Raw genomic sequence first — 12,840 nt, 5'->3', positions numbered from 1 at the left:
GCGTACTGACACACGCTAATGCTAAGGTCGTCACAGCAGTGGCGACTATTTTGTTTTAGCGCGAGGTTTGCTCATGACGCTCGAAGATCCCACCCGCATTGATATTGTTGCGGGTTCGCTCGACCCCGCCCGGCCTGGGTTGGATTTATGGGTCGTAGACACTGGTTCAATCAGTGATGACAGCCTTCGCTATCGCTTGCTGATTGCCAAAGTGTTGATCTACGCAAATTATATTGCCAGCCCCATGTTTACGGTACAGCATCCAAAAATTAAACGCACTGATGTGTTGGTTCGGGTGGTGTGCTTAACGCCGCCAACCAAACTTATGCGCGACGTAACCGGAATTGTTTCGTGGTTTGACCAAAGTTTGCGTGTGCCGGTGGTGGTGGAAGATGCCGCCAAGGTTGCCAAGCACTTGGATACTTGCCACGGCGAAGTGCGCAGTTATGTGCGCAAAGTGTTGGAATTGGCGCAGATTGAGACAGCGCCCGAACCAACAACCTCGTGGCGCTTGCCATGGCGCGGCAAAGCCAAAAAAACCGCTTGAGGGAGAGAACGAGCGGAGCAGGCATTGACTTTAGTCCAAGGAATCGCTGGCCAATGTTTGATTACAAAATTAATGGCGTAGCGCTTGTGGGAGAGAATCAACGAGCTGGCGAGGTGGGGTATTTTCAATCTAGTTTACTTCCTCGCCTGCTTGTGGGAGACAAGTGAGAGTTTGCTGAGGTGTTTGTGGGACATACTTCGCTCATTCCGAAGTTCCACGCCTTTTCCTCAGCAGCCTTGCGTTCAGCATACCGTTTGAAGGAGTCGTATGCAGCTACCTGAGGAACCGTGCAATGTTAACGTGGCGAATGCGGGCTTTAATCAGCCGCTTCTTAGAACCATTGTGACCATGAGTTAGTATCACCTGAGATGATCCACGAAGGCCGAAACTGCGAAGAGCGCGAGGTAGGGTTTTAACGCAGAGGCGCAGAGGAAATGAGGCTATGGGCGAGCGGAACAATTGGTGGGTTGTGCAACAATGGTGGGTTTGATTTCATCCTTCATCCCTCATCCTTCATCCTTAATACGGAGCCTATAGCTCAGTTGGTAGAGCAAAGACTTCTACGGCAACTTCCTCGTTCGCGAGGTGATAGTAGGAATTGCTTCGGGCGCAGGTTCGAGTCCTGCTAGGCTCCCCTATTGTGGCCCCATGGCCAAGTCGAATCGATGTGATGTAGTTGCCCAACCCAATTCACAGCGTTTGATTCGCAAGCGTGATTCGGCTTCGGCCATGGTTTTTTTCGAGAGAAGTGGTGTTTCCTTGCTTATAATTTGGAGGTGGTCATGAACGTTGTTCGCGGCCTGTTTGCACCCGCCCCTGCCGATGCTAACGGGCTTAATTATCATGGCTTGCCAACCTATCAACGCAGTTTGGCTGAACGTTATGTGCAAATGTTGTTGACCAATACACTTGGCTCGACATTTTATGCCTCGAAAGGCACCAATTATGCCTTGACGCTGGGGTTGTACAAAGCAATGGTGGCCCAGAACCCACTTTTTGCTGCGCAAGCCTTGGTCTATGCCCGTGAACAAGCAACCATGCGCCTTCAACCAATTATTGGCTTGGTTGTGCTATCAACTGTCGATTTGGCTTTGTTTCGCCAAATTTTCAAGCGCATTATTCTTACACCTGGCGACTTGCAAGATTTTGTGCAAATTGTGCGTTCGCGCCAGATTCGGCCCGGCATGGGTCGCGCGATCAAGCAAACGATCAATGCTTGGTTGCTAAACCTGAGCGAATATCACGCAATTAAATATGGTGGCACGAACGCTGGCAGCATGAGCTTGCGCGATGTGCTGCGGCTCACCCGCCCGCAACCAGTCGATGATCGCACCAATGCCTTGTTCAGTTATCTCATCGATCGCGAATGCTGGCGTGAAACATGGGCCGAGCAAGCGCCCACGCTCTTGCCGCAAATTGCTGCGTTGGAGCAATTGAAGCGCACGAGCGACCCAAACGAACAGCGAGCCTTGGTTGAAACTGGACGTTTGCCCTACGAAATTGTGACTGGTGCCATTAAGCCAGATCGTGAATTGTGGCACGTATTGATGACGCAAATGCCCTACTTTGCCTTGCTGCGCCATTTGGCAGCGTTGCAACGCGCTGGCGTGTTTCACGATCCTGCGATGATTGACTATGTAGTTGGCCGTTTGAGCGACCTTGAAGCCTTGCGCCGAGCCAAAATTTTGCCCTTTCGGCTGCATGCTGCTTGGATGGCCTTCCTGCCAATGAATGAGCAAGAAGGCGTGATTCGCCAAACCCTTGCGCAGATGCTCGAACTGGCCTTTGAGAATATGCCAGTAATTCCTGGCCGGGTGGTGATTGCACCGGATGTTTCTGGCTCGATGCGCGGTAGGCTCAACCCCAAATCACACGTTCGCTATGTCGATATTGCTGGCATTTTCGCTGGCTCGCTCTATCGCAGCAATCCTACGGCGCAACTGCTGCCCTTTGATACGAAGGTTGTCGAGATAAAGCTTATGCAGCAGCCCAGTTTGCTGCACATTACCCAGCAAATTTCGATCAAGATTGGCGGTGGTACGGCGGTTTCAGCGCCCATTTCCTATTTGTACGCTCGGCGTGAGGTCGTTGATGTGGTAATTGCGCTTACCGACAACGAGGAATGGGCACAGGATAGCCATGGTGGCAAAAGTTTTGTGAGTGTTTGGCGCAAGTATTTGGCCGAGGTCAACCCCAATGCCCAAGCATTTTTGATCACAATTGCGCCGTATCCGCACGCGGTTGCTCCGCCCGCTGAGCCAAATGTAAGCTTTATTTTCGGTTGGGCCGAGCATGTGCCCGCCTATATTGCTCAAAGCTTGCTCGGCATAGCCAATCAGTTAAGCACAATCGAGCAAATCACTCTTTGAGGTGACACAGGTGCTATTGAAATATAGTACCTGTGTTGTTGTAACCTAGGACTCTTGCTAGCGTACACTATCACGAGCACAACGCCCTGTTGTGTTGAGTGAAAGGGACTAATCGGCTATGTTGAAACGTATGCGTATTGCTCTCGTGGCATTATTGGTGATGGTGACGAGTTTATCAGCTGCCGCTGCTGAACGAGTTGATAGCTTGCCAGCAGTTAAAGCCCAATCAAGTGGGCGTAGTGAATTATTGATGCAAATCAATAGCGAGCCATTGATGGTAGCCAAGGTCGAGCAAGAAAACCCCAATCGGGCCTATATGGTTATTCGCCCAGTTGGTTTATTGTCTGATACCGACTTGGTTGAAATGGTGTTGTATGACGGAACGCTTTATAGCCGCACTGGGATTGACACCCAATGGTATATTGAAGCAACTGGCTTGCCCGAAGCTATGCCCATTGAAGATTTGCCCGAAACGCCAACTGGCGATGTGCCAGTAACCCACATGGGGGCAATGCCGATTGCTGGTGCGCCAACCGATCAATATCAAATTTGGCTCAATAGCGATGCTGCTGGCACAAGCTACCTCAAATTTGATTTGTGGGTTGGGGTGGAAGCCAACTATCTGCATCAAATGCAATTAGGTATGTATAGTAACGACCCTGATTTTGGTGCGTTGTCGCTCGAAGTCGTCCAACGATCATATGATTTCGATAGCAGCATCAAGGTTTATGCACCAGCCAACGCGATTGAGCGCGAAGTCGATTATGGTTTGGTTGGCGTGTCGTATGCAACGCCAGAAGCGAATCTGTTGCTTGCACCATTTACCACCAACGCCGCCCGCACATGGCTTGCTGACAAGCGCTAAACTGATTAATCAGCTGCAATCCCCGTGGAGTATTTCTACGGGGATTGCTGTGTACTGAGCGTAGCAAAACCATGAATAACCGAAACCACGAAGAACGTGAAGAACACGAAGAACGATTTTTGCCACAGATTCCCACAGATTGGCTGGATTATTGTTTCAGCAATCCAAAGCAATAGCCTAACTCCTTTGCCTTTTTGTGCTATGGTTTTTGCGTAACTATTCAGACTTTTAATATTTCATCCCTCATAATTCATCCTTCATCCTTCTCTCTGCACCTCTGCGCTAAAATCTGATCCACGAAGAGCACGAAGGGCACGAAGGACTGAAACCACGAAGAACGCGAAGAGCACGAAGAACGATTTTTGCCACAGATTTCCACAGATTGATTTGATTATCTTCCGATAGCCCAAAGCCCATATCCTAGCCCCTGACCCCTAGACCCCAACAACCGATCCCCGACCCCCAACCTTAACAATCCTAGCGATACTAGTGCATTTAAGCCACATTTTCGTGTATGATTAACCAATGCAACAGCTCAGCAATCGGGCTATGCACAACAACTGACGATGCAATGCCGCATGGCTGCTATCAATGTTGATAGCTTTAGCAGAAACCAATTGGTGGGTATATGCAGACAGAACATTCCGATCTCCTTCCACGGTATACCACTGCGCTCATTGGGCGTGATGCTGAAACTGCTGAAATTGGGGCACTGCTGACCCAAGGCCAGCGTTTGATTAGTTTAGTTGGTGCAAGCGGTGCAGGCAAAACGCGCTTGGCCGTCGATTGTGCCCGTTTATATACAGACCACTTTGCTGGCGGCAGTTTTTTTGTTTCGCTGGTGCCGATTCGGGCGGCTGGTTTGGTATTGGCCACAATTGCCGAGAGCCTAGGCATTGCTCCAACCAGCAATCAGCCATTAATTAACACGATTGCTCATTCTTTTGCACCCCAACCAAGCCTCTTAATTCTCGATAATATCGATCATGTGATTGAAGCTGCCTCTGATGTGCAAGCCTTGGTGGCAGCTGTGCCGCAATTAACGGTCTTGGTAACGAGCCAAGTAGCCTTGAATGTGGCTGCTGAAACGATCTATCGCGTGCCATTATTGAGTGTTCCGGCGGCAGATGCCCATTTGAGTGCTGACGAAATTATGCAATATGGCGCGGTGCAATTATTTAGCGAACGCTTGCGCCGTTTGCAGCCGATGCTTAAATTCGACCAAACCCAAGCCCAAGCGATTGGCGAAATGTGCCGTTTGGTGCAAGGCTTGCCCTTGGCGGTGGAATTGGTGGCGAGCCATAGCCGCAGTTTGCCACCCTCGGATTTAGTGCGGATGGTGCGCCATCATTTGCGCTTAGGCGCTGCCATGATTGATAAAAATAGCACCATGCAACGCAAAGAAATTTTGTGGCCGGTGCTCGATTGGTGCTATCGGCTGCTTTCACCGACGCTGCAAGTTTTGTTTATTCGCTTGGGGATTTTTCGTGGCAGCTGGACGCTGGAATCGGCTGAGGCGATTTGCGCTGGAATTCCTGATGTGCCAATTAATGTGGTCGAAGGCTTGCAAACGTTGGTCGATAAATCGTTGGTGCAGCTCGAAACCTTGCCCAATGGCGAGCAGCGCTATCTGATGCTCGATGCTGTACATTCGTATGCTGAAGGGCGATTGCAACGACGGCGTGAAGCCAACCATCTGCAACGCTTGTATAGCGCCTATTTTACCCACTTGGCCGAAAGCGCCGAAAAACCATTGCTTGGAGCAGAACAACCGCTGTGGATGGCGCGCTTGCAAAGCGATATTTACAACTTGCGTTCGGTGCTCGATTGGGCAGTTGAGCAGCATCCTGCCACAGCCTTGCGGATTGCTGGCTCGCTCTGGTTGTTTTGGTTTACCAAAGGTTATGCCCAAGAAGCCCGCACGTGGATTCTCCAAGCATGGCTGCGCGAGCACGAAGTTGAGCCAGCGGTTCGCGCCAAAGCCGCGATTGCCGCAGGCATTTGTGCCCAATATTTTGCCGATCACGCCGATGCCACGCTTTGGTATGAGCGCGGTCAAGCCTTGTTTAAGCAAGTTGGCGATAGCTTTGGCGAAATCCGCGCCTTACACAATCTCGCATCATTGGCCTATCAACAACGCTATTATCAACAAGCAGTTGTGCTTGGCGAAGATGTTGTAGCTCGTTGGCGGGCGATTAATGATAGTTCGGGCGAGGCAGCTGCGCTTAGCAATTTGGCCAGTTCCTACACAGGTTTGGGTCGTTTTGATGATGCTGAACGCTGCTATCAGCAAAGTTTGCAGATTAACCGCACGATTGGCAACCAAGTTGGGATTATTCTCTGCCAAAGTTCGCGTGGATGGTTGGCATGTGCAATTGACAATGTACAATTGGCCGAACAAGTGCTGGATGAAGCCCTGAATTTGGCTTTGCACAACGATGCCCGCAATTTGATTCCTGGGGTGCAAGGCTCGTTAGCACGGGTTTGGTATAAATCTGGGCAACTTCAACGAGCTTTTCAGCTGTTACGACCAGTCTTCGATCTTCAGGCCCAAATCCAAAATTTGGAGCAATCTGGCGATGAGATGTTGACCCTGGCCGCGATTCTGGCTGAGCAGTATCCTACCTTGGCAAACCAAGCCCTGAGGTTTGCTGAACACATGCAAGACCCTTACAATCAGGAGCATCAACCTGATCCTGCTTCGTTGCGCGAGTTTGAACGGATTGCCGAGCGCATTGGCATGTTTGCTGGTGAACCAACCCCGCCAGCACATTTGCCAACAATTAGTGAATTTCTTGATCTAGTCGATCAAACAGTTGATCCACGGGTGTTGGGCTAGAACCTACTGTTGATCTAAACAAGTCTTGTTTCCCCCTCAAACCCGTTTCCATCTGATGGAAACGGGTTTTTTGCCCAACTAGCATTAGCATCAATTATCGCAGTTTATCTTGAATTATAGTGCTATATTATTGACAATTGTTTGAAGCTTTTGTTATATTACTATGTAATTGATTGAACAGCTTGTTGCCCCTTTTCTGCATACAATCTTGATTGTTTCTCAATCCTCAGCAAGGAGTCCATCTATGCCAGCTCCGATTGTCTTGATTGAGTATGAATGCATGCGCGAACTGAGCCACCGTTTCCAACGCCAAGCCGATGTAGTGCTTCAATTGGATCAACAATTAAACCAGTTGTATCAGCAATTGCTGCGTGATTGGCAAGGTGACTCTGCCAACCATTTTTTCAATGAAATGCAAACGAATGTTTTTCCAGCCTTGGGCCGACTCAAAGCCGTCTTAATCACCGCGCAACAAGTTACATTAAATGTTAATGGTCTGCTCCGTGAGGCTGAAATTGAGGCTGCAAGCCTCTTTAAACAAACCTTTGACGGGATTAATCTGCCAACCATTGGTATGTATGGCAATCCGGCAGCAAAAAGTACAGAAGTGCGTAACCCTGAATATCGAAAAGTAGATAAACCAGCCTTTGCCAAAGGTTCTGGTGATAGTGATGCTATTGCGTTCGATGATGTTAATCAGGGATTGATTGCTGATTGTTATTTAATGGCTGGATTAGCAGCGATTGCCAAAACAAATCCTGATGTAATTCGGAATGCTATTCGGGACAATGGTGATGGGACATATACTGTAACTTTTTATCCTGAGCAAGGATTTTTGGGCTTTTTCGGTAAACGCTCAAAAGTTGAGGTAACGGTTACAAATGATTTTGTTTATGCAAAAGATGGTAAAACTCCAGCCTATGCACAACTTAGTAATGATTCAGAAATTTGGCCTATGTTAATTGAAAAGGCGTATGCTCAACATAAAGGTAGTTTTGCGGCGATTGCCTATGGAGATCCTGGTGAATTTATGGCGCTCTTGACTGGCAAGGATTCCTCACAAATCAATGGGTCAAAAGTTGATTTTACCCAACTTAAGCAGCGCTTAGATAGTGGTGATGCCATTACTGCTGGTACATACAAGTCGCTTTCAAACCCTCCAAGTGATGTTGATGCTCGGCATGCCTATGTTATTCAAAGCATTGATCTGAATAAGCAAACTGTGACCATGTATAATCCTTGGGGCTATGAGCATCCAACAATTAGTTTCGATGAATTTAAAAAGCATTATCAGCAGGTTTCGATTAACGAAAAGGACTGATTTTTATGCGTATGGTTGTTTCAATTATTGTGCTTACAAGCATATTAATTTTAGTAGGAGCATGTGGAATGTCCGATCCAGCAATTCCTAGTACTAACCCTGAACCAATTGTTTATCCCCAAACCAAGCCCGATAGTGTTATCTTGCCCTATGGTGTTCCTCATTTAGAGTTTGCGCAGCATTGGGTGCGAATTAAAAGTTATGATGAAGCGACTGATCTGATGACTGTTGAAATTCGCACTGAGCGCACGCAGGCCGGGGTTCAACAGCAGGTTAAAGTTGGTGATGCGGTGACAATTAATCAACAGCAATATACCGTTTTGGCGCTTCAGGCTCCACAAAATGGGCTTGGCTGGCTTGAAATCGATTCGCATCCCCAACCATAATATTGATGCTTTGAATTAATGCTGTTTGCCCACGATGTGCTGTGGAGCTTTATCGATGGTGCTCGTTTAAACAACCTCGATGCATTGCTGCTCAATAATCTCGCCAATGGGCCAAAGTGGGTCACCTGCTTGGGCAAATTGCTGTTCGAGCGCAGCCGCATGCTCAGCATCCACCGCAATCAATAATCCCCCAGAGGTTTGTGGATCGTATAACAAGGCTTGAAGTGCTGGATCGACTGTCTCAGCATAGTTGACCTGAATTTGTTGCTCGACATAAGCGCGATTTGTATGCAAGCCACCAGGCATGATCCCTGCTTGGGCGTAGCGATAGGCTCCTTGGAGCAGCGGCAATGCTTGGCTGTTGATCCGCAGCCCAACCTGGCTATTGCGCGCCAATTCCAAGCCATGGCCAAGCAAGCCAAAGCCAGTAATATCGGTGGCGCTACGAATGCTGCCAAGCGCTGCGATATGTTCCGCTGCCCGTCGATTCAACCTGAGCATGCTCTCGATGGCCAGTTTAAGATCTGCTGGATCACCAACTTGGCGCTTGCTGGCGGTGCTGATTACGCCTGTGCCGAGCGCTTTGGTCAAATAGAGTTGGTTGCCTGCTTGGGCTTGGGCTTTGCGGGTAATGAGTGCGGGATCGATTAAACCAGTCACGCAGAGGCCATATTTTGGCTCGTTATCGATGATCGTATGGCCGCCAGCCAGCACAGCGCCAGCTTCGGCAACTTTATCTGCGCCACCTTGCATAATTGCCTGAATAATACTTGGCGGCAGATCACGTGGGAAGCCAGCAATGGCCAAGGCCAAAATCGGCTTGCCGCCCATCGCATAGACATCGCTCAGCGCATTGGCCGCAGCAATCGCCCCAAAACTATAGGGGTCGTCAACAATTGGCGGAAAGAAATCCACCGTTTGGACTAAGGCTTGCTGCTGATTGATTTGATATACCGCTGCATCATCGCTGACATCGAGGCCAACCAACAGCTGTGGACTGGTTGGTAAGCGCAAGCTCCTTATTAAATTGCTGAGAGCACCTGCCCCCATTTTGGCTGCTCAGCCAGCGCAGGAAGCTAGCTCGGTCAGCCGAATTTGTTCGCGATCTGCCATGATTTTGCCTATCATCCACAGGGATTAAAGAATTTTAGAAATGCCAGTGATTAATATTATACACATATTAAGAATCGCGTATAATAGGGCATCTCCAAAGGCGGCCCCTATTTTCTCCGATGGTCCTACAGTGAGGTTCTGGCATGTACACACACAATGGACGTTGGTCGCGTTCGTTAGCGGTCGGTTTTGCAGTTGTGGCAGCGTTTGTGTTAGCGCCAATTGCTTCGATTTCGGCGCATAGCAATCATGATCATAAGATCTATGTTGCGCCGTTTGGCAGAGATGATGGTGATTGTTCGAAGATATGGCAGCCCTGTTTAACCATCGAATATGCAATTAATCGTGGGACTGGCAAGGGCGACGAAATTCGGGTTGCTGCTGGCGATTATCAATTTGATGCTCGCTCGGTTGGCTTATTGCTGAGCCGCCAAATTCCGGTGCGCGGTGGCTATAGCGCTCGCGATAATTTTACCGAGCAAGATCCTAGCGCCAATCCAACCTATGTGGCGGGGATTCCGATGCGCTACCGTGAAAAGTTGGCAGCGATTGGTTTTGCGCGGGTTGAAGATCGCGATGGTAGCGATACACCTGAACTTAATCGAATTCAAATTCCAAGCGAATTGGAAACTCCAAGCGCCGCCCAACCATGTGTCAATGGCATGGCAGGGATTTTTGAATGTAAAGGAATTGACTTTTTGGGTAGTGTTCCACTCTCAAACTTTAAGGTCAATAATGTTGGGGCTACCGATGGCAGCAATCTGTGGGGCCACGTCGATCTCAATACCAATCGCGAATATGCAGTTATTGGGGTCAACAACGGCACAGGCGTAGTTGACGTAACTGATCCAACCAATCCAGTCGTAATTGGCACCGTGCCCGGCAATAATTCAATCTGGCGCGAAGTGAAGGTCTATCAATATTTCAACACAACCCAAAATCGCTGGAATGCCTATGCCTATCTTTCAACCGAAAATCGCAGCCAAGGCTTGCAGATCGTTGATCTCAACCACTTGAGCGATCCCAATCCTTCGGTCAGTTTGGCAGCAACCTATACCGCTGATTTTGGCTCATCGCACACGGTTTATATCAAAAACGTTGATTACAGCACCAATGTGGCCTTGCCTGGCAAAACTGCTGCGCTGTATATGAACGGCGTGGGCAAAAATGGCAGCCGTTTGAGTTCTGGCGTATTCCGCGCGTTTGATATTAGCAATCCACTTACGCCGCAAATTATTGATAGTGGCGTGCCAGATACAAATGTTAGCTACACCCACGACGATACCAGCATGATCATCACCGATTCACGAACCTCGGCATGTGCGCCTGGCCACCAAGCCTCGTGCGAAATACTGTTTGATTTCAGCGAATCGTCGGTCGAAATTTGGGATATTACCGATTCGGCCAACCCATTCCACATTAGCTCACGGCCTTATTCGGGCAGCGGCTACACCCACTCAGGCTGGTATAGCGACGATAAAATGTATCTCTTCATCCAAGATGAATTGGATGAGCAAAATCAGGGTCACAACACCCGGGTGCGCACGATGGATATTCACGATTTGGATAATCCAACCATTAGCGCAGTTTGGGATGGCCCAACTGCAGCGATTGATCACAACGGCTATACAATCGACAACGACTATTACATGTCGAATTACTTGCGTGGTTTGACGATTTTGGATGTAACTAATCCCAATAGGATTCAAGAAGCAGCCTTCTTTGATACCTATCCAGGCAGCAATGATTCTGATTTTGATGGCGCTTGGGGCGTTTATCCATACTTGCCAAGCGGCACATTGTTGATTAGCGATATTTCGCGTGGTTTGATTATGGTGCGCAAATCGGCACCTCCAGCCCAAGCAGTTGCTGGCTTGGAAGTAAGCAACGATGGCCCAACGGTTGTTGGCCAAGCTACCAACTTCGAGGCCACGATTACTGCTGGAACCAATGTCAGTTATGTTTGGAATTTTGGTGATGGTTCAACTGCTGTGACAACCTCAACCACCAACGTGAGCCACACCTACGCGACGATTGGCAACTACACGGTTACGGTAAGCGCGAGCAACACTACCAACTCGCTTTCAGCAAGCACAACCGTCGTGGTTGAAGCACCAGCCCAAGTGCAGTGGTGGGTTTGGTTGCCCTACGCAATTCGCGCTGAATAACGTTCGTTGCACCTTTGGAGATCACAAAGCGGGGCTTGTGCCCCGCTTTTGTTGTTGTTTGATTTAGAGTGCGGTGCGTGGTTGCTGTTTATGCCACACCCGCTTGCCAAGTGCTGAAAGCGCAATTTCAACCGCAACCGTTGCGGTGCGATTGCGATCATCGAGAATTGGGTTGACCTCAACAATATCCAGCCCAATCATGCACCCTGATTCGGCAATGAGCTCTGCTGCCAAGTGGGCTTCGCGGTAGGTTATGCCGCCTGGGACTGGTGTGCCAACGCCTGGCGCAACCGCTGGGTCAAGCACATCAAGATCAAAGCTGACGTAAAAACCATCGCGGCCTTGATTGGCAACGCTGATTGCTCGCACCATGGTTTCATACATGCCATAACGATCGATATATTCGGTTGCAAAGACCTGCACGCCAGCTTCAGTTAAGAGTTGGCGTTCCTCAGGGTCGAGATCGCGCACCGCGACCAAGGCCACATGATGCGGATTGATCATGGAATTGGCCAAGCGCTGACCGCTCAAGTGGATTAAGCGTTCGTCGCCATAGCCACACAGCGCCGCCAAGGGCATGCCATGAATATTGCCCGATGGCGAGGTGCTGGGAATATTAAAATCGCCGTGGGCATCGATCCAAAGCACTCCAATATCGCGATTGTGGGCAGCGCCACTGACCGAGCCTAAGCCAATGCTATGGTCGCCGCCAAGCACAACCGGCACATGGCCTTGGCTACACGATTGGTCAACTTCGCTGGCTAATTGCACTAAGGTATCGCGGATTGGCTCGAAATAGCGCAAGGTGAGGTCGCCGACTGGAAGTGTTTCGGCAATACTGGCCGTCAGATTGCCTCGATCAATGACGGTATGACCAAGCTCCTCTAATTGAGGACGTAAGCCTGCATAACGAATTGCGCTTGGCCCCATGTCCACGCCACGCCGCCCTTGACCCAAATCAAGCGGGACACCGATAAGATCGATTAGCACAAGAACCTCCTAGTGAATGTCGCTTTCATGCAGCATTGAATGAAAGTCTGTTGTTATTCTAGCGCATGGCGTGAGTTTTAGGCTAAATTGCTGCTATGGTTGGGTCGGCACAGGCTTAATTCTTAAAAAACCGTGCGCACAAAAAACCAACCATATGCTGTAATAGAGTCACTTGATATGCAGATGCGGCGAGCATAATCGGCTTGAACAGCGCTTGAGTGTGTGGATGTGCTGAAATGAGC

At 49.3% G+C, this 12,840-nt stretch carries 9 protein-coding genes and 1 tRNA gene; 8 read left to right on the top strand and 2 right to left on the bottom strand.

The genetic code is table 11. The annotated features are described in order from the left end of the window. Window positions 1-73: 73 nt before the first annotated feature. The 7 genes from SE18_RS18975 (at window position 74) to SE18_RS18950 (ending at window position 8,327) form a co-directional block, all read left to right on the top strand. Window positions 74-547, top strand: a complete 474-nt coding sequence (locus tag SE18_RS18975) for a hypothetical protein (RefSeq protein WP_054536045.1) — start codon at window positions 74-76, stop codon at window positions 545-547. 527 nt (window positions 548-1,074) lie between these two features. Next, window positions 1,075-1,181, top strand: a tRNA-OTHER gene (locus tag SE18_RS27250). 148 nt (window positions 1,182-1,329) lie between these two features. Beyond that, on the top strand, window positions 1,330-2,916 hold the full coding sequence (locus tag SE18_RS18970) for a TROVE domain-containing protein (protein WP_054536044.1): 1,587 nt from the start codon (window positions 1,330-1,332) through the stop codon (window positions 2,914-2,916). A gap of 130 nt (window positions 2,917-3,046) precedes the next feature. Further along, complete coding sequence (locus tag SE18_RS18965) at window positions 3,047-3,781, top strand: hypothetical protein (RefSeq protein ID WP_152976690.1); 735 nt, start codon at window positions 3,047-3,049, stop codon at window positions 3,779-3,781. A gap of 628 nt (window positions 3,782-4,409) precedes the next feature. Further along, the gene (locus SE18_RS18960) at window positions 4,410-6,620 is read left to right on the top strand and encodes an ATP-binding protein (RefSeq protein WP_054536042.1); all 2,211 of its coding nucleotides are present in this window, start codon (window positions 4,410-4,412) and stop codon (window positions 6,618-6,620) included. Between the two features lie 244 nt (window positions 6,621-6,864). Further along, entirely contained in the window at window positions 6,865-7,941 is a 1,077-nt protein-coding gene (locus tag SE18_RS18955) for a WXG100 family type VII secretion target (RefSeq protein WP_054536041.1), read from the top strand. 68 nt (window positions 7,942-8,009) lie between these two features. Next, window positions 8,010-8,327 (top strand): hypothetical protein, encoded by a 318-nt coding sequence (locus SE18_RS18950; RefSeq protein ID WP_054536040.1) that lies wholly within the window; start codon window positions 8,010-8,012, stop codon window positions 8,325-8,327. A gap of 66 nt (window positions 8,328-8,393) precedes the next feature. On the opposite strand, the gene selD is transcribed toward SE18_RS18950, so the two are convergent. Continuing rightward, the gene (gene selD / locus SE18_RS18945; protein WP_083470018.1) at window positions 8,394-9,440 is read right to left on the bottom strand and encodes a selenide, water dikinase SelD; all 1,047 of its coding nucleotides are present in this window, start codon (window positions 9,438-9,440) and stop codon (window positions 8,394-8,396) included. Window positions 9,441-9,583: 143 nt separating this feature from the next. Here selD and SE18_RS18940 point away from each other — a divergent pair, with 143 nt between their 5' ends. Beyond that, on the top strand, window positions 9,584-11,608 hold the full coding sequence (locus tag SE18_RS18940) for a choice-of-anchor B family protein (RefSeq protein ID WP_054536038.1): 2,025 nt from the start codon (window positions 9,584-9,586) through the stop codon (window positions 11,606-11,608). A 63-nt stretch (window positions 11,609-11,671) separates the two neighbouring features. Here the strand turns inward: SE18_RS18940 and rocF are convergent, their stop codons facing one another. Next, window positions 11,672-12,598, bottom strand: coding sequence for an arginase (gene rocF / locus SE18_RS18935; protein WP_054536037.1), 927 nt, complete (start codon window positions 12,596-12,598; stop codon window positions 11,672-11,674). Between the last annotated feature and the right edge of the window lie 242 nt (window positions 12,599-12,840).

It is taken from the genome of Herpetosiphon geysericola (assembly GCF_001306135.1).
GTDB classification, from domain to species: Bacteria; Chloroflexota; Chloroflexia; order Chloroflexales; family Herpetosiphonaceae; genus Herpetosiphon; species Herpetosiphon geysericola.
This window is presented reverse-complemented; position numbering and strand designations above follow the sequence as displayed.